At 64.7% G+C, this 18,608-nt stretch carries 14 protein-coding genes; 4 read left to right on the forward strand and 10 right to left on the reverse strand.

The genetic code is table 11. The features are described 5' to 3' along the window. Position 1 precedes the first annotated feature (1 nt). The 4 genes from trpA (at position 2) to NKH97_RS18305 (ending at position 3,754) form a co-directional block, all read left to right on the forward strand. Positions 2-841, forward strand: a complete 840-nt coding sequence (gene trpA, locus NKH97_RS18290) for a tryptophan synthase subunit alpha (protein WP_352611037.1) — start codon at positions 2-4, stop codon at positions 839-841. A 98-nt stretch (positions 842-939) separates the two neighbouring features. Continuing rightward, positions 940-1,866, forward strand: a complete 927-nt coding sequence (gene accD, locus NKH97_RS18295; protein ID WP_023810617.1) for an acetyl-CoA carboxylase, carboxyltransferase subunit beta — start codon at positions 940-942, stop codon at positions 1,864-1,866. A gap of 118 nt (positions 1,867-1,984) precedes the next feature. Next, entirely contained in the window at positions 1,985-3,310 is a 1,326-nt protein-coding gene (locus NKH97_RS18300; protein WP_352440510.1) for a bifunctional folylpolyglutamate synthase/dihydrofolate synthase, read from the forward strand. Positions 3,311-3,334: 24 nt separating this feature from the next. Next, positions 3,335-3,754: a VOC family protein gene (locus NKH97_RS18305; protein ID WP_352753072.1), complete on the forward strand. Its 420-nt coding sequence runs from the start codon at positions 3,335-3,337 to the stop codon at positions 3,752-3,754. A 138-nt stretch (positions 3,755-3,892) separates the two neighbouring features. Here the strand turns inward: NKH97_RS18305 and NKH97_RS18310 are convergent, their stop codons facing one another. The 10 genes from NKH97_RS18310 to ahcY form a co-directional block, all read right to left on the reverse strand. Then, complete coding sequence (locus NKH97_RS18310) at positions 3,893-4,306, reverse strand: type II toxin-antitoxin system VapC family toxin (RefSeq protein ID WP_352440512.1); 414 nt, start codon at positions 4,304-4,306, stop codon at positions 3,893-3,895. Next, positions 4,303-4,551, reverse strand: coding sequence for a plasmid stabilization protein (locus tag NKH97_RS18315; protein ID WP_352440513.1), 249 nt, complete (start codon positions 4,549-4,551; stop codon positions 4,303-4,305). The genes NKH97_RS18310 and NKH97_RS18315 overlap by 4 nt, the downstream gene beginning before the upstream one ends. Before the next feature lie 71 nt (positions 4,552-4,622). Then, positions 4,623-4,904: a cupin domain-containing protein gene (locus tag NKH97_RS18320; RefSeq protein WP_023810622.1), complete on the reverse strand. Its 282-nt coding sequence runs from the start codon at positions 4,902-4,904 to the stop codon at positions 4,623-4,625. 132 nt (positions 4,905-5,036) lie between these two features. Further along, positions 5,037-5,360, reverse strand: coding sequence for a thioredoxin (gene trxA / locus NKH97_RS18325; RefSeq protein WP_352440514.1), 324 nt, complete (start codon positions 5,358-5,360; stop codon positions 5,037-5,039). 76 nt (positions 5,361-5,436) lie between these two features. Beyond that, positions 5,437-8,955, reverse strand: a complete 3,519-nt coding sequence (addA, locus tag NKH97_RS18330) for a double-strand break repair helicase AddA (protein ID WP_352798324.1) — start codon at positions 8,953-8,955, stop codon at positions 5,437-5,439. After that, complete coding sequence (addB, locus tag NKH97_RS18335) at positions 8,952-12,086, reverse strand: double-strand break repair protein AddB (protein ID WP_352773858.1); 3,135 nt, start codon at positions 12,084-12,086, stop codon at positions 8,952-8,954. Before addB ends, addA begins: the two co-directional genes overlap by 4 nt. Then, positions 12,083-12,811 carry a nucleotidyltransferase family protein gene (locus tag NKH97_RS18340; RefSeq protein ID WP_023810626.1) on the reverse strand — a complete coding sequence of 243 codons (729 nt, stop codon included), beginning with the start codon at positions 12,809-12,811 and terminating at the stop codon, positions 12,083-12,085. Before NKH97_RS18340 ends, addB begins: the two co-directional genes overlap by 4 nt. Then, positions 12,808-14,319 carry a tRNA (adenosine(37)-N6)-threonylcarbamoyltransferase complex ATPase subunit type 1 TsaE gene (gene tsaE, locus NKH97_RS18345; RefSeq protein ID WP_352798327.1) on the reverse strand — a complete coding sequence of 504 codons (1,512 nt, stop codon included), beginning with the start codon at positions 14,317-14,319 and terminating at the stop codon, positions 12,808-12,810. The genes NKH97_RS18340 and tsaE overlap by 4 nt, the downstream gene beginning before the upstream one ends. Before the next feature lie 8 nt (positions 14,320-14,327). Continuing rightward, on the reverse strand, positions 14,328-16,883 hold the full coding sequence (locus tag NKH97_RS18350) for a sensor histidine kinase (protein ID WP_023810628.1): 2,556 nt from the start codon (positions 16,881-16,883) through the stop codon (positions 14,328-14,330). Positions 16,884-17,082: 199 nt separating this feature from the next. Then, complete coding sequence (ahcY, locus tag NKH97_RS18355) at positions 17,083-18,483, reverse strand: adenosylhomocysteinase (RefSeq protein WP_023810629.1); 1,401 nt, start codon at positions 18,481-18,483, stop codon at positions 17,083-17,085. Between the last annotated feature and the right edge of the window lie 125 nt (positions 18,484-18,608).

The following is an 18,608-nucleotide window of genomic DNA, read 5'->3' on the forward strand; positions in this document are numbered from 1 at the left end:
CATGGTGACCCGCATCGACCGCCGCATGGCAAAACTGAAAGCCGAAGGCCGCCCGGCGCTCGTCACCTATTTCATGGGCGGCGACCCGGACTACGACACCTCTTTGTCGATCATGAAGGCACTGCCCAAGGCTGGCGCCGACATCATCGAGCTCGGCATGCCGTTCTCCGATCCGATGGCCGACGGCCCGGCAATCCAGGCGGCGGGTCTCAGGGCGCTGAAAGGCGGCCAGACGCTGGTCAAGACGCTGAAGATGGCAGCCGACTTCCGGACCGGCGACAATGAGACGCCGATCGTGCTGATGGGCTACTACAATCCGATCTACATCTATGGCGTCGACCGCTTCCTCAAGGACGCGATCGCCAGCGGCATCGACGGGCTGATCGTCGTCGACCTGCCTCCGGAGATGGACGAGGAACTGTGCATTCCGGCGCTGAAAGCCGGCATCAATTTCATCCGGCTGGCCACACCCACCACCGACGACAAGCGCCTGCCCAAGGTGCTGCAGAACACGTCGGGCTTCGTCTATTACGTCTCGATGACCGGCATCACCGGCTCGGCGCTGGCCGACACCGGCAAGGTGGCGGCGGCGGTCAAGCGCATCAAGGGCCATACCGACCTGCCGGTCTGCGTCGGCTTCGGCGTCAAGACCGCCGAGCAGGCCCGGGTGATCGGCGCCAATGCCGACGGCGTGGTCGTCGGCACCGCGATCGTCAATGCGGTAGCCAATGTGCTGGGACCGAAGGGCGAAAAGACCGCCGATCCGGCCGAAGCCGTCGCCACGCTGGTCAGCGGCCTTGCGCAAGGCGTGCGTTCGGCCCGCCTTGCTGCTGCCGAATAGTTCTCCTACCTCAGCTTTTGCGCATGTCGTTATCCCAAAACCGGTTTCCACTTTTAGGCGACATGCACTAACTCTTCGTCAGGACAGGAGCCGAAGCGATGAACTGGATCACCAATTACGTTCGCCCGAAGATCAATTCGATGCTCGGCCGGCGCACCGACATGCCCGAGAACCTCTGGATCAAGGATCCGGAGACCGGCGAGATGGTGTTCCACAAGGACCTGGAATCCAACCAGTTCGTCATTCCCTCGTCCGGCCATCATATGAAGATTTCGGCCAAGGAGCGGCTGAGATTCTTCTTCGATGGCGGCAAATACGAGACCCTGGACAACCCCAAGGTGATGCAGGATCCGCTGAAATTCCGCGACGAGAAGCGCTATGTCGACCGGTTGAAGGACGCCAAGGCCAAGACCGGCCTTGAGGACGCGATCATCAATGCGCTGGGCACCGTCGAGGGTCTGCCGGTGGTGGTCACGGTGCAGGACTTCGCCTTCATGGGCGGCTCGCTCGGCATGGCTGCCGGCGACGCCATCGTGCATGGCTTCGAAGTGGCCCTGCAGCGCAAGCGGCCGCTGATCCTGTTCGCCGCTTCCGGCGGCGCCCGCATGCAGGAAGGTATTTTGTCCCTGATGCAATTGCCGCGGACAACGATCGGTGTCGACCGGCTGAAGGAAGCCGGCCTGCCCTATATCGTCGTTTTGACCAACCCGACCACGGGCGGCGTGACCGCCTCCTACGCCATGCTGGGCGACGTGCACATTGCCGAGCCCGGCGCGCTGATCGGCTTTGCCGGACCGCGCGTCATCGAACAGACGATCCGCGAGAAATTGCCCGACGGCTTCCAGCGCTCCGAATATCTGATGGAGCACGGCATGGTCGACATGGTGGTGTCGCGGCTGGAGCTGCGCGAAACCATATCGCGGCTGCTCAAGATGCTGCTCAAGCTGCCGGAGGAGCAAAAGCCGCTGGAGCCGGAAATCCTGCCGCCGGCGGCGGTCGCCGCGGAAGCTCGGCCGCAAGCCTGAAGCGACACGAGGCGCCGCGACCGCGATTGCACGAGGGCTTCGGCGCGCTGTAGCTTTTGATTGCCATGGCCATCCGAAACGATTCTGGTTTTCAGGCTCATGCGCTAGGATTCTACCCATGACGACGCTTGCCGCCGACCGCGAAATCGAAGCCCTGATGGCACTTCATCCGAAAGGCTTCGACCTTTCGCTCGACCGCATTTCGCGGCTGCTGGAGCGGCTTGACAATCCGCAGGATCGGCTGCCCCCGGTCATCCACATCGCCGGCACCAACGGCAAAGGCTCGTGCGCCGCCTTTTCGCGCGCCCTGCTCGAGGCCGCGGACTACCGCGTCCATGTCCATACCTCGCCGCATCTGGTCAACTGGCATGAGCGTTACCGGCTGGCCGCCGATGGCGGCGGCAGGCTGGTCGAAGACAGGGTTTTCGCCGATGCTATTGCCCGTGCCGCCAGGGCTAATGAGGGCGAGAAGATCACCGTCTTCGAGATTCTCACCGCAGTCACCTTCCTCTTGTTTTCCGAACACCAGGCCGACGCCGCCATCATCGAGGTCGGGCTCGGCGGCCGCTTCGACGCGACCAATGTCGTCAAGGAGCCCGCCGTGTCGGTGATCATGCCGGTGTCGCTCGACCACGAGGCCTATCTCGGCGACCGTGTCGAACTGATCGCGGCCGAAAAGGCCGGCATCATCAAGCCCGGCTGTCCGGTGGTCATCGGCGCGCAGGAGAGCGAGACGGCGCTGCAGGTGCTGATCGAAACCGCCGAGCGGCTTGAATGCCCCACCTTCGTCTACGGCCAGGATTTCCTTGCCTTCGAGGAAAACGGCCGCATGGTCTACCAGGACGAAGACGGCTTGATGGACCTGCCGCCGCCCAGGCTGCCCGGACGCCACCAGTTCGCCAATGCGGCGGCGGCGATCGCCGCGGTCAAGGCGGCCGGTTTCGAGATCAGCCATCGCGCCGCCGAAAAGGCGATGATCAATGTCGCCTGGCCCGGCCGCATGCAGAAGCTGATGCAGGGCCGGCTGGCCGAACTGGCACCCAAGGGCGCCGACATCTGGCTCGACGGTGGCCACAATCCGGGCGCCGGCGTGGTGGTTGCCGAAGCGTTGGCCGAGCAGGAAGAGAAGAACCCGCGTCCGCTGTTCCTCATCTCGGGCATGATCAACACCAAGGACCAGAGCGGCTATTTCCGTGCCTTCAAGGGCCTCGCCCGGCATGTCTACACGGTGCCGGTGAGCCTCAGCGAGGCCGGCGTGCCTAATGACGAACTGGCGATCCGCGCGACGGAAGCCGGGCTGACCGCCGAGCCGGTGAGTTCCGTCGCCAGCGCGCTGATGCTGCTGCGCGACACCTGGGACGGCCCGGCGCCACGCATCCTGATCAGCGGTTCGTTGTATCTGACCGGCGCGGTGCTGGCCGAGAACGGCACTCCGCCGACCTGAGGTCGGAGTTGCGAGGAACCCGTCATGATCAAGGTCAAGCAGCTCGCTCACGTCTGCATCTTCGCGCATGACCTGGAGGCAACGCGAAGCTTCTATCGCGACGTGCTGGGCCTGGATACGCAGTTCAATTTCCTGCGCGACGGCAACATTTTCGGGTTCTACCTCAATTGCGGCGGGCGCAGCCACATCGAGGTGTTCCAGAAGGACGGCACGGCCTACACCGAGCAGAACCAGATCAACCATTTCTGCCTCGAGGTGGAAAACATCGATGCTGCGATCGATCACATCAAATCGAAGGGCATCGACGTCACGGCCAAGAAGCACGCCTGCGACGACACTTTCCAGGCGTGGATCCGCGATCCCAACGGCGTGAAGATCGAGCTGTTCGAATACACCGGCAAAAGCGCACAGTTCGCCGGCGGCGACCGCATCGCCGATTGGTAGAGCATTCCTCCTTTTCCGTGAAACGGTGAAACGCCCTAACGCGTGTCGCGTCTGAACGGATTCAGGTGACCCGCTTTAGGCCATTGTTTTTATGCATGTCGTCTTCCCAAAACAGAGATCACTTTTGGGCGACATGCATTAGAAATCCCAAGGTGAGATCAGCTCGAGGTTGGCCGGGCCGAAGTCGTTCAGGTTACGCGTTGCCAGCCGACCGCCATTCACGCGCGCTATCGCTGCAATCATGCCATCGGGTGCCGACATGCCCCGGCCCTTGCGCGTCGCCGTTCCCATAATCTCGCCATAAGCCAGAGCCGCCTCCTCCGTCAGCCCAAAAATGCGACCGGCAAAGCGATGGCGCCATTGGGAGAGACCTTGCTCCAGGCGATCGGCACGCTCGTCAGGTCGTATCTTTTGGATACCGAAAGCGATTTCGGCAATCGCCACCGTGGGAAGCGCCAGTTCGGTATCGTTGCGAACCAGCCAAGCCATGACAGCCGCGTCAGGCGCCTTTCCAAGGCTCTCAGAAATCACATTGGTGTCGACGAAAATCAAAGCTCCGGCCCTGTATGGACCTTGCGGTTTTCCCGGATGATTTTTTCCAGATCGATGTCGACGCCAACGCTTGCCGTCAGGCGGGAGTAGAAGGCGGATGCCGGTTCTCGCCCGGCCTCGCGAATCTCATAGGATTCAAGCGCGCGTTCGACGATATCAGCTATTGAGCGGTTTTCGCGACGAGCGAGTCGATGCGCAAGATCACGTGCTTTTGCGCTGCGGACGGAAAGCTGGGGTTCGGCCATTTCAAACTCCCTTTTGAAAAGATATAGCCTTTCCTGCCCCTGCCATCAAGATGGCAGATGATGGCACGCCATCACTTCAGCTCGATCTCGATGAAGGCGTATTCACCCTCATTGGCGCTGATCACGTCGTGCTCGACGCCTTCCTTGCGGAAATAGGGTGCGCCCTTCTTCATCTCGGCGAAGTTCTCGCCATCCTTGGTCACCAGCTTCACCTTGCCGTCCATCAGCGGCACCACGACATAGTCATGGCCATGGCGATGCCAGCCAGTATTGTCGCCGGGCTGGAAGCGGTATTCGGTGACGATGACGCGCTCATTGTCGATGAAGACGGTGGCCTTGGCGGATCCGGTCATATCATTTCTCCCTGCTTGCGCTGCCAACAGAAGACATGGATTGCCCGGATGTGAGGGCCAGAGCCTGTTACCAATGACGCCAACAAAAAGCCCGGCGCGAGGCCGGGCTTGATATCAGGAATTTCAGATAGGTCAGGCGAGGTTGCCATTGATCCAGTGCGACAGCGCGGTCTTCGGCGCCGCACCGACCTTCATGTCGGCCATTTCGCCGCCCTTGAAGATCATCAGCGTCGGGATCGAGCGCACGCCGAACTGGGCGGCAAGCTCGGGATTCTCGTCGATGTTCAGCTTGGCGATCTTGACCTTGGCGCCGAGTTCGGTGGCGATGTCTTCGAGCGCCGGAGCGATCTGCTTGCAGGGGCCGCACCATTCCGCCCAGAAATCGACGACGACCGGTACGCTGGCGTCAAGCACGTCAGCCTGGAAGTTGCTCTTGTCGACCTTCACGGTTGCCATATGGAAAAATCCTTTTGAAAGTTTTTGTACCACCAAATGTGGTGGCGATCGCGCCCTTCTTCAAGCAGGTGTTGTGTCACGCTCGCGTGAGTCGAGCAAGAGCGTCGTCCATGGCGCTGGCCGGCAGTTCGATCAGCCGTGGCGCCTCGGTGAACAGCAAGGCCGCCTTGACCATGCGGCCGGGATAGAGCGGTTGCAGCAAGGCGCGATAGAGCGCGAGCTGCAGGACATAGGCCGGCGTAACCTCGGCCAGAGAGCCGGGCGCCGGCCGATTGGTCTTGTAGTCGACGATCGACACACTGTCCGATGTCACCGCCAGCCGGTCGATCTTGCCGGAAATCGAGCGCTTCTTGCCCTTGACCTCCAGGCTGCCCATGATCGCGACCTCGGCGCGCGACGACGGTGCAAACAGCTGACCGAAGCCGGGATCGGCAAGGATTGACGTGACCGACGCCAGGGCCTTTTTACGCTCTGACGGAGGCCAATCAGCACCCGTTCGTGCGAGATAGCGCTCGGCGGCGTCCGAGCGGTCAGGCTCCGCAATGCCGGGCAACATCTGCAGCAGTTTGTGCAGGGCAAGCCCCCGCAGCACGGCAAAGCCCGGCTCGGCATCGGCGTCCAGCACCGGAGACGTCTTGTCGACCACAGCTTCCTTGCCTTCGTCTATCAGCGCCGAGACACCGGATGGCGACAGCGGACGCGGCAGATCCTCGAAGGGCGGCAAGGGCCGGAACAAAGTCGCCGGCAAAGGTCCGAAAGCATCCGTCCGCCGCGCCTGCTCGCTGGAAGCCTGTGCGACCGGCGGCAGCTTGGTGACATGGAAACGATGCACCGGCTCGCCGCCGGCGGGATGCGCACGCTGTTCGCTTTCCGGCGCGCCGATCAGCGCGCGGCTGACGATCGAGTGCCAGGTGCCGGCGTTCGGCGCCCGCTTGCCGTGATAGCCGCAGACGATCAGCCGGTCCTCGGCACGGGTCATGCCGACATAGAGCAGCCGGCGGTATTCGTCGTCGGCGAGTTCCCGTGCCCGCGCTGCCGCTGCTTTGGAAAAGCCGTTGGCGACGTCGCTGGCCGAGCGCCAGAGATAGCCCTTGCCGTCCCAGTTCGCGCCGGAGCCGTCGAAGGGCATCAGGCGCGGCAAATGCTGGTCGCTGAACGGGGCGGAACCGCCATCGACCAGGAACACGACCGGCGCTTCCAGCCCCTTGGCAGCGTGCACGGTCATGACCCGGACCTCGTCGCGGGTCTGGTCCATCTCCCGCTTGATCTCGGGACCGGCGTTTTCCAGCGTCGACAGGAAGGCTTCCAGCCCCGGCAGGCCGGTCCGCTCCTCGGCAAGGCAGAAGCTCAGGAACTCGTCGAGAATGTCGCCGGCTTCGGGCCCAAGCCGCGCGATCATCTTGCGGCGCACGCCATCGCGCGCCAGCAGGCAAGCGTAAAACTCGAACACCGGTTTGAAGGCGGCCTCGTTCGTCCAGATGTCGACCTGAGCGACGATCTTCGCCATTCTCTCGCTTTCGCCGGCGTGCTGGCGCAGCGATGCGATCAACGACAGGCCAGCCGGCCTCTGCGCGGCGAGCGTGAAAAGCGTCTCTTCCGGCAGATCGAAGATCGGGCTGCGCAGCACCGCGGCGAGCGACAGGTCGTCCTGCGGCTGGATGAGGAGGTGACCGAGCGCAATCAGGTCCTTGACCGCGATGTGCCCGGGCAGGCTCAGCCGGTCGGCGCCGGCGACCGGAATGTCGCGGCGTTTGAGTGCGCGGGTCAGCGCATGGACGAAGCGATCGCGCTTGCGCACCAGCACCAGGACATCGCCCGGCCGCAGCCGCTTGCCGCGACCCTCGATGATCTCACCGGTGCCGATCCAGCCGGCTATGGTGGCGGCGACGTTCTCGGCCACGCGCACCGCCGGCGCGTGCGCATGGTCGATGGCTTGCGTCCAGTCGTCGGGCTCATCGACGACATCGGCGCCGACTGACGGCCACACCTCGACATAGCCCGGTGCGTCGGTGCGGATCGCCTGGTGGCGCAGCGGATCGGGATCATGGCTGATGCCGCGCCGCACCCTCGCGTCGGCAAAGACGCGGTCGACCGCGGTCAGAACATCGTCGGTCGAGCGGAACGACCAGGTCAGCTTGAGGTCGGCAAAGGACGCCTTTGCGTCGCGCACTCGTCCCGCGAACAACAGCCGGCTGTCGGCGAAGGAGTCCGGGGCGGCACCCTGGAACGAATAGATCGACTGCTTCTCGTCGCCGACGGCGAAGACCGTGCGATGGACCCTGTCGCGCGCGCCAAAGCCGGCAAAGAATTCTTCCGCCAGCCGTTTCACCACTTCCCATTGGTCCGGACTGGTGTCCTGCGCCTCGTCGAGCAGGATATGGTCGATGCCTTGGTCGAGCTTGTACTGCACCCAGGGGCCGGCGTCTGGTCGCGCCAGCAGGTTGACGGTGCGGGTGATCAGGTCGTTGAAATCGAGAAAGCCGCGGCTGCGCTTCAGCATTTCGTAGCGGGCGATCAGCCAGTCGGCGATGGTCAGCGCGGCAGCTGTGCCCTCCAGCATCCGGAACAGGGCCAGCCGGTCGGTGGTTTCGACGATGGCGTTGGCGGCCGAGAGATAGCGCTCCGCCAGATCCGGCAGCCGGTCGACCAGGGCCTTCTTGAAGGCCTTTGCCGGGTCGTAGGCGTCGCCATCCGTCTTGAGGAAGGCTCGCGCGAGCAGTTGCAGGCGCCGAATGGGATCGCCCTCGGCGAAAGCCTGCCGCGCATAGGGCAAGATGTTGTTCAGCACCGATCTGGCGTCGGTGGCCTCGGCTGCGTGGGCGAAGCCGGCAAAATAGTCGGGCAGGAAACCCGGCAACGGCCATACCGAAGCGGCTATGCCCTCGGCCGTCTGGCCTGGGTGGAAATGGAATTCGTCGAACAGGGCCTGGAAGCGCGTGCCGTCACGCCCGACGGCGTCGATGAAATTGCGCAAGCCGTCGCGCTTGCGCACGATCTCACCCAGCAAGGCGTCTAGCCCGGCTTCGCCGCCCCGATCGAGAATGGCGGCAAAAGCCTCGGCCAGATCCCTGTCACCGGCGGATGTGCCCGAAATCATCTCGCGGCGCGCCGCGGCAAAAAGCGATGCCTCCATCTGGCCGTCGAGCATCTCGAAATGGGCCGGGATATTGGCTTCCAGCGGGAACTGGTGCAGCACCGATTCGCAGAAGGCGTGGATGGTCTGGATCTTCAGCCCGCCAGGCGTTTCAAGCGCCTCAGCAAACAGGCGCCGCGCCCGGCGCATGGTCTCGAGATCGGGCCGGCGGCCCTCCAGCGCCTCGACCTTTGCCGCAAGGTCCGCGTCACCAAGCGTCGTCCACTCCGACAGCGTCGAGAACACCCGGTTCGACATGTTGGCGGCGGCGGCACGCGTATAGGTCAGGCACAGTATCTTTGACGGATCGGTGCCGCGCAGCAGCAGCCGGATGACGCGCTGGGCCAGCACATGGGTCTTGCCGGATCCGGCATTCGCCGACACCCAGGCGGAATTGCCGGGATCGGCGGCGCGGGCCTGGCTGGTCGCGGTGTCGCTGGGGATCGGATAGGCCTTTTTCATGCCTCCCCTCCCTCGTCACCGGCATCGCCGCCTGCCGACCATTCGAGCACGCGGGCAAGATGGTCGTAGTCGCCATCGGTCTCGCCTTCGCGGAACGGCAGCGCGCGCGACAGATAACCCGTCGCAGGATCGGCATAGTGGATCAACAGCTTTTCCAGCCGCGCCCAGGCCTCTTCGGCAAGATCGGTCGCGGTCCGCGGCTGGCGATTGTGTTCGAGGATGGATTCCTCGAACACCTCGCCATTCGGCTTCAGCCTGATGAAGGCCAGTTGAGAGGGCTCGCGCGCGCCCAGATCCTTGAAGGCGCCGCGCCTGAGCAGCGCGCCCTCCAACGCCAGTTGCGGCGCAAGCAGTGTGTGCGCCTGCGCCTTGGACGGCGAGGACCCCGTCTTGTAATCCAGTATGTCGGCCATGCCGCCGGCCAGCAGATCGACGCGGTCGGCGTAGCCGGACAGCGTCACGCCGGACTGGCCGACGACGGTCTTTCCGGCGCGCTCCTCGGCATGGCGCCTTGTCACCGCATCGGCGCGCGTGCGCTCCCACTCGATGATGTTTGCGGCGAGTTTCTCGAAACGTGGCCACCACACCGCCTCGACATCGGCAGGAAGGGCGGCTTCGGCAAAGCAGGCGTGACCGGCGGCGATAAGGCCGGCAAGCGCATCGGGCGCGCGCGGATCGGCGACGCTGCCTGAGAACAGGTGCAGGATGGCGTGAAACAGCGTGCCGCGCTCGGCCGCACCAGGATCGCGAATGACCGGACCGAGCGGCATCAGGCCGAGGATGCGTCTTGCATAGACGGCGTAGGGGTCACGGCGCAGGGTCTCGATCTCGGTGACCGAGAAATGCGTCGGGCGCACCGACAAGGGCGGCTTCGGCTGCGGCCGTGGCGCGAAATCCTGCCTTGGGCCTGTATCCAGCGCGCGCGCCCAGGCGAGCAGTTCGTCGCCACGCCGGCGCAACTCTGCTGCCTGATCGTTGCCGATGAAGGTCAACAGCCGCTGCAGCCAGCGTGATGGCACGGCGGGTGCGTCGCCGGCACGCGCCGAGCGGGACAGCACGACCTTCCCAGCCCCCATGGCCATCTGGAAATCATGCGCGGCAAGGCCGATGCGCCGTTCCGGCGGTTCGAGGTCGATGCCGGTCTTCATCAGCCGCGACATGAAGCGGTCGCTCTCTGGCTTGCGCGGCCACACGCCCTCGTTGAGCCCGCCGATGACCAGCGTATCGACGGTCTGCAAGCGCGCTTCCAGCGCGCCCCAGATGGCGATGTTCCGGTCGGTGCCGTGTGCCGGCTTGACCGTTTCAGGCGCGATCAGCGCCGCCATGATATCGGGCCACTCGGTCGCCGCGAAGGATAGCGAAGCCGAAGCCGCGACCAGCCCGCGCAGCAGTTCGGCAAGCTTCTCGCCGGCGTCACCGGCATAGAGTTCGGCAAGGCCGCCATCGACGGTGCGGCCGAGATTTTCGAGGATGGCGACACTGGCCCTGACAAGCGCGGCAAGGTCGGCATCGTCCCGGCCGCGGAAGGCTGCGAGCGGCGCCAGCGCCTGCTTGAGACGTTCAAGCAAATTCCGGGCGGTTTCGATGGAGCGCACGGTCAGCCGGGAAAACCAGAAGGGCTGCCGGCTGCCGCCGCCCAGGCCGGTGAGGCGGGCCTCAAACAGTTCCGGCAGCGAAACGATGTCGGGGCGGCCGGTGCCGCCGCGCAGCGCCACCAGCTCGACCAGTTCCGCCGCGTGGCGCACATCGGCCCGTTCGAGGCCAAGGCCAAGCAGCGGATGCTTGAGCAGCGACAGCAGGCCGACCGGATCGCCTGGCCTGAATAATGCCTCGAGCGCCAGCCTGAGCAGGCTGGCCGCGGGGGTGTTGGCGAGCGGCGTGCCACCGGAATCGTCGGCGGCGACGCCGAAGCGCTGGAGCTCGATCGAGACGCGCCGCGCCAGCGCGCGGTCGCCGGTGACGAGAGCCGCCCTTTGGCCGGGCTGTTCAACCGCGCGCTTGAGCGCGACGGCGATGGCGACGGCTTCATCACGTTCGCTTGCAGCTTCGAGCAAGGTCACCCCGGCGAAGGCGCCGGCCATATCGGAGGCCGGGAAGCCCGCACGTGTCTCGGCCCAGAGTTCGGTGGTCTCGGCCGGCCGCAGCGCTTCGCCGACAAGAGCGGCGCGGAGCGCCAGACGCGGCTCGGCCACGCCGAGCTCGTCGACGTCACCGCGCAGCCCGCCGACCTTGGCGATCAATCTGGCCAGGCCATATTGCGGGTGGCCGAGCACGGCTGGACGCGCGCCTGGCGCGGCGATTGCCTGGAACGACGCTTCGTCCAGCGTACGGTCGAGGCCGGGCAGCACGATGGCGCCGCCGGGCAGGCCGGCGATGGCGGCAAGCAGTTCGGCCGTGGCGGGTATCGAGCCGGTCGAGCCCGCGGCGATAACGGGGCCGGCGGGCGGATTGCGCAGCAGCCGCGCCGCCTCGGCGCGGATCAGCGCACTGCGATGCGCGGCCGGATTGGAGCGGTCGCTTTCCGCGAGGAATTTCGGCCAGGCTTCGGTGACGATGCCGAGGAATTCGAGCGTCACCTGCCACCATCCGGCAAGATTGCCGGTCACCAGATCTGTGAGCTTGGCCCAGTCGGTGCCTTCCGTCTCGATCTCGTCCATCAGCCGGGCGAGATCGCGCGCCAGCCAGATTGCGTCGGCGGTGGAAGCCGGGATGACGATCTCCTCGGCGAAAAGGGCGGCGACATGCGCCGGCAGCCGGCGTTTCCAGGCCCGAACCAGCGGCGTCAGCAGCAACAGGCGTTCGGTTGCCGAAATCGGCGGCGCGAGATCGATGGCCGCCGATGCCTCCGTCTCGAATGCGGCCTCATCCTCGTCGAACTCGCCCAGTGGCCGGATGACCGGCAGGATCGCCGAGCCGCCGCCGCCGCGTGCCGCCAGGCTGTCGACGAAGACACCCCGCAGAGCGCGCGCAGCACGGCGTGTCGGCACATAGATGGTGACATCGGCCAAAGCGAGCGGGTCGCCGTCAAATCGAAACCCCGGGACAAGACGGCCGGCAAGCAGCGCCTCGGCAAGCGTCGGCAGAAACGGCGCTCCGGGCGGGATCGAGAAAACGCGGCTGGAGCCGCTCATTGCGACTCGATGAGCGCACCGGCGACCGCCGCTTCCGCGAGCGGTACGGCATCGGGCGTGCCGACGGTGATCCAGTGGCCATGCATCGGCATGCCGAACAGGCGGCCGGCCGCGATGGCGGAATCGAAATAGGCGTTGAGCGAGTGCGGCCCGGCCGGTGCACCCTCGAACAGGCGCGGATGGACGATCGCCGCCCCGGCATAGATCAGCCCCGCCGGGTCGCCTTTCGAACGCCGCAAGCCGCCATCCGGCGCCACCAGGAAATCGGTGCTGCCGCAGTGTCCGGTCGCCTGTTGGAGATCCGCCAGCATCAGCAGAATATCCATTTTCGCCGCGTCCCATGCAAGGGCGAGGCGCTGGAGATTCAGAGGACCGTCATCGATCCAGAACGTGTCGGCGTTGAGGATGTAGAAGGGCTGATCGCCCAGTTCCCGCAACGCCTTGACGATGCCGCCGGCGGAATCGAGCAGTTGTTCGCTCTCGTCGGAAATGACGATGTTTGGCGCGCGGCGGGCAGTGACATGGGCGACGATCTGTTCGGGAAAGTAGTGGACGTTGACGACCGCCTTGCCGACGCCGGCGGCGGCCAGGCTGTCGAGGCTCCAGTCGAGCAACGTCTTGCCGGCTATCCTGACCAGCGGCTTGGGGATGGTGTCGGTAATCGGCCGCATGCGTTTGCCAAGCCCGGCTGCGAGTACGATGGCGGTGTCGGGTCCTGCTGTCACAGCGCTCGCTCCTCCAGCAAACCGTGGGCGTCGTAGAACTCGCGCAGGCTTGCCAGCGCCGGATGAGACAAGGCCCGGCGCAGATAATCGCAGATGCGCGGCAGGTGTTTCAGATAATAGGGCTTGCCGTCGCGCTTTTCGAGACGGACGAAGATGCCGAGGATCTTGGAATTCCGCTGCGCCGCCATGACGGCGTAGGTTTCGAGGAAGCTTGCTTCGTCGAAAGCACCGGCTGCGTGGCGCGCGGCGACATAGGCGTCGAGCGCCGCTCTCTCGAGCTCGGGCGACATCGTAACACGAGCGTCCATGGCAAGCGAAGCGACGTCATAGGCGGACGGGCCGATCAGCGCATCCTGGAAATCGACGATGCCCAGCCGGTCATGGCCGGAACGATCACCGCGCCAGATGATGTTGGGTGAATGGAAATCGCGCAGCATCAGCGTGTACTCGCGGCCTTGCAGCCGGTCGAGGAGCGCGTTCCATTGCTTGTGGTAACCGGCGCGCAAGCTGTCACTTGCCGGGTCGCCCGATATCGCCGGTACATACCAGTCGACCAGCAGATCGGCTTCGATCATCATGGCATCGCGGTCGAAAGGCGGCACATCGTGGAAGCCGCCGTGTCCTGTTTCCAGGCGCTGCGGCCAGGTCCTGCCATGCATCATGGCCAGCAGCTCGGCCGCCGCCATGTAGCGCTCGGCCACCGGCTGGCCATCGCCGCCGAGAAACCCCTCGGAACCGAGATGTTCGAGCAGCAAAAATCCCTGCTCCTGGTCCTCGGCATGGATTTCCGGAACGCTGACCCCACCCGCTTTCAAGGCGCGGTCGATGGCTACGAAGGCGGAGACCGACTGGGCGGTGTGCGCGATCTCTGCATAGGGCTTGCCGTCGCGAACCGGCGGGCCGAGCACCAGCCGTGGTGAGTTCATCAGCACTTGCGGCTTTCGGTCCGGCAGCGAAACGATCTCATAGGAGCGGGCCGAGGCATCGCCGATGAAATGGCGGCGCTGCGCTTCCCCCCAGCCGGCGTTCACGAGAAAGTCGCGCATGGCCAGCGACCGTGCCGCCCGATCGAAGGCATCACCCTGCCCTGACAATCGCGCCAGCCGGCCGTCGCCATGCTGGACGAGCTCTATCAGGATCGTGGTTTTCGGCAGATGGGCTTCCGCCCGTTCCGGCCATTCGACCAAAGCAGCACCCTGCGCCAGGGCTTCGTCGAACCCAAGCTCATCGAGCTCGTCCGCCGAGGACAGGCGGTAGAGATCGAAATGATGGACCGGAATGCGGGTGTCGTAGCTCTGCACCAATGTGAAGGTCGGACTCGGAACGTCGAGGCCGGCATCGTCGGCCAGGGTCCTGATCAAGGCCCGCGCCAGCGTCGACTTGCCGGCGCCCAGATCGCCCTTGAGGGCAATCACGTCGCCCGGGCGCAGCGACAGCGCCAGATCTTCGCCCAGCCGCGCTGTGTGGGTCTCGTCGGCGAGTAATCGCTCCAGCACCAGTCCGGTCATCGAACGCGCTACTCGGCCGCGGCGCGGATGCCCGGCATGTCTGGAAAGGTGCAGATGACGGTCGTGCCCTTGTCCTTGCCGGTTTCGATGCGAACGCTGCCGCCATGCAGCTCGACGAAGCTCTTGACGATCGACAGGCCGAGGCCGGCGCCGCGCCGGCGGCCGCCATTGGCGCGCGGCTCGAAACGGCGGAACACCGAATCAAGCACATCCGGCGGCATGCCGGGGCCGTCGTCATGAACCGAGAATTCCACCCCATCCGCCAGATGGCGGCAAGTGAGCCGGATGATGCTGGCTTCCGGGGCGTAATTGGCGGCGTTGCTGAGCAGATTGTAGAGGATCTGGCGGACGCGGACCTCATCGCCATGGAACGTCTTCGGCGCCGCAACGGCGTCCACCTGGAGACTGATCGAATGCTCTTCCAGCCGGTCGGCCACCAACTCGGCCGCAGCGGCGATGGTGCGATCGACCTGCACCTCGGAAATGTCGAGCTGCATGATGCCGGCGTCCACCGTCGCCAGGTCGAGGATATCGTTGACGATGGTGAGCAGGACCGAGGAGGACGAGCTGACATGCTCGACATATTCGCGCTGCTTCTGCGACAGCGGACCGGTCGTGGGCTGCGACAGGAGTTCGGTGAAGCCGATGATGTTGGTCAGCGGCGAGCGCAGTTCATAGGAGACGTGCTGGACGAATTCATTCTTGAGCTGGTCGGATTTTTGCAGCGCCTCGTTCTTGTCCTTCAGCGCCCGCTCGACATGGACGCTGTCGGTAACGTCGACGAAGGTCATCATCACCTGCCCGTTGGGCAGCGGGATCATGGCGTAACTCAGCACATTGCCGTTGTTGAGCTCGGTCTGTCCGTGGCGGTCGCGGCGCTCGTCGTCAAAGCCGGTGATGGCGGCAACGAAGCTGGGCCAGGGGCTGTCCGCGGCCTGCCGGTCGCAGAGGTCACGTATCGCCGACACATGGACGCTGGGCTTGGCCGCTTCACCGCTCAATCCCCAGAGAGTGGCAAAGGCAGGATTCGACAGCCGGAGCCTGCCGTCGGGTCCGAACACCGCCACGCCTTCGGCAAGATTGTCGAGCGTCTCGCCCTGAACCCGCACCGCTGTCTGGTAGCGGCTTTCGAGGTCCATCTTCTCGGTCAGGTTCTCGAACACCCAGGTCACGCCGCCCTTGGGCTGCGGATTGGCGACGACGCGAATGGTCTTGCCATCCGGCAGATGCCACCAATGTTCCTGGGATTCGACGGCGCGATAGGCGCCGAGCAGGCCTTCCTTCCAGCGGCGCCATTCAGGCTGTTCGGCGATCTTGCCTTCGCTGCGCAGCCGGTCGAGCAGCAAGGCATTGTCGGGTGCGCTGTGCAGGAAGCCGGCGTCCAGCCCCCAAAGCTTCTGGAAGGCCTGATTGAAGAACCGCAGCTTCTCGTCGATGTCGAAAATGGCGACCGCCGTGTTGAGCTGGTCGAGCGTGTCGGCGTGGCTTCGCACCGTCCGTTCGTATTCGCCGCGAACGGCCTCAATGGCGCTGGTGTCGCAGGCAAGGCCGGCCGAGCCATCGCTGCCGGCGAAATCGGTGACCGCGAACACACGGCGGTCACCTTCGATCACGGTGGACAGCGACTGCTCGAAAACCGGATGCGTCTTGTGCTGGGCGGCAATAGCATCGCGCGCCTGACCGCCGAGGAACTCCCTTTTCTCCCGAACCGCGGCTTCGGCATTTTCGGCTTCGACGGCATCGGCATAGGCGCGGTTGACCCACTTCAGCCCGCCATCCTCGCCGCGGAGCCATGCCGGCATGTTCATCGCGTCGAGCAGGCCGATCATCGTGTCGTGGTCGGCGGCCAGCCGCTGGTTCTCGATCTTCAGCCTGGCCTGGCTGCGCTGCGTCTCCGAGAGCGAGACGAAACGCACGAGCACATGCGCGGCACTCTTGCGGCCATGCACTTCGAGCGGCGCGCCGGCCTGCGATTCGATGACGAGGTCGAAGGGTTTGGCCCTTTCGCGCAATCCCGCGACGGCATGTTCGAGTGCCGCCGCCGAACGCGGCATCAGCCAGCGGCCGAAAGCAAGAAAAGCGGCCCTATCCTCGGGAGCGCCGCTTTCGACGGGCAATGTGCCGATGAGCTCGGGCTTCTTGTTTTCCGCGGCCCAGACGACGACGCGCTGGTCGCGCAGATTGAGCAGCGCCTCCGAACGGCGGAGCGCCGCGTTGATGTCGGCCAAGCGGCTCCTGAGTTCGACATTCTCCGCCGAGGTGCGGGCTCTTTCGCGGATGAGAACGATGGCCGATATCAGTGCGGCACCAGTCACGCCGACGAACACGGCAAGCTGCATGACCTCGATGGCGCTCAGCGACAGTCCGGCGACGCTGGCAGCAGCGGTTTCGGCATGCGCGACGGCGCCAGCCAAGGGGACCGTGAGCGCGGAGGTGGCAAGAAATGTCGACGCGCGGGCGCGCCAGGACAGGCTCCCGCCTTCCAGGGCGGAGCCAGCAATCCCCGAATCGTCATGGCCGCCGGAAACGGCCCGTCCCGCTCTGTGCGGGTGTTGCCCCGGCATGTCTTGGTCCTCTCCGCCGCCTGAATGCAAGACCGCCCTGATGCGTGCCTCTCTTGACCCTCTCGGGCTGGAAGCATCGCCGAATCACCTGACAATAACCCCTCGCCGAATCGCCGTGAAGGCTGATGGCGCGCAAAAATATGGCCGGGCGAAAAGTCAATCGCCCGGCCTCAATATCTGGTAGTAATTTTAGCTTTGGTTAATAGCGGTAGTGTTCCGGCTTGAACGGACCCTGCGGCGTGACGCCGATATAGGCGGCTTGTTCACCGGACAGTTCGGTCAAGCGGGCGCCGAGCTTGTCGAGATGCAGGCGCGCGACCTTTTCGTCGAGATGCTTGGGCAGGACATAGACCTGGTTCTCGTACTGGCCGGGCTTGGTGTAGAGCTCGATCTGGGCCAGCACCTGGTTGGTGAAGGATGCCGACATGACGAAGCTCGGGTGGCCGGTGGCGTTGCCGAGATTGAGCAGCCGCCCTTCCGACAAAAGGATCATCCGCTTGCCGTCCGCGAAGGTGATCATGTCGACCTGCGGCTTGACGTTTGTCCATTTCAAATTGCGCAGCGCGGCGACCTGGATCTCATTGTCGAAGTGGCCTATGTTGCCGACGATGACCATGTCCTTCATCGAGCGCATATGGTCGAGGGTGACGACATCCTTGTTGCCGGTGGTGGTGATGACTATGTCGGCGGTGGGGGCCGCATCTTCCAGCGTGACGACTTCAAAACCGTCCATCGCCGCCTGCAGGGCGCAAATCGGATCGACCTCGGTGACCTTGACGCGGGCGCCGGCGCCCTTGAGCGAGGCCGACGAGCCCTTGCCGACGTCGCCATAGCCGCACACGACAGCGACCTTGCCGGCCATCATCGTGTCGGTGCCGCGGCGGATGCCGTCGACCAGCGATTCCTTGCAGCCATATTTGTTGTCGAACTTCGACTTGGTGACCGAGTCGTTGACGTTGATGGCGGGGAAGGGCAGCAGGCCCTTCTTCTGCAGCTGGTATAGGCGGTTGACGCCGGTGGTCGTCTCTTCGGTGACGCCGCGGATCGCCGCCTTCTGCTTGGTGAAGAAGCCGGGCGAAGCCTTCAGGCGCTTCTTGACCTGGGCGTAGAAGTATTCCTCTTCCTCGCTCTGCGGGTTGGACAGCACATCCTCGCCTGCCTCGGCGCGGGCGCCGATCAGGATGTACATGGTGGCATCGCCGCCATCATCGAGGATCATGTTGGAGAGGCCGCCATCGGCCCACTGGAAGATCTTGTCGGTGTAGTCCCAATACTCCTCGAGCGACTCGCCCTTGACGGCGAACACCGGGATGCCGGCTTCGGCGATGGCCGCGGCCGCATGGTCCTGGGTCGAGAAGATGTTGCAGGAGGCCCAGCGGATATCGGCGCCCAACTCCTTCAGCGTCTCGATCAGCACCGCCGTCTGGATCGTCATGTGCAGCGAACCGGTGATGCGCGCGCCCTTGAGCGGCTGCTTGGGACCGAATTCCTCACGGCAGGCCATCAGGCCCGGCATTTCGGTTTCGGCGATCTCGAGTTCCTTGCGGCCCCAGCCGGCAAGCGAGATGTCGGCGACCACATAGTCCTTGCTACCCGTCATGGCAGTACTCCGATGCGAATGTTGTGCTTGCGAATTTGTTGCGGACACGCCCGCGCCGGTCGGCGCGTCGAAGGGCGCGAATTGCCGGCCTGACTAGCAGATCGGAGCAGGGTCGACAATGGGAT

It is taken from the genome of Mesorhizobium sp. M0870 (genome assembly GCF_040319775.1).
In the GTDB taxonomy this organism is placed as follows: domain Bacteria; phylum Pseudomonadota; class Alphaproteobacteria; order Rhizobiales; family Rhizobiaceae; genus Mesorhizobium.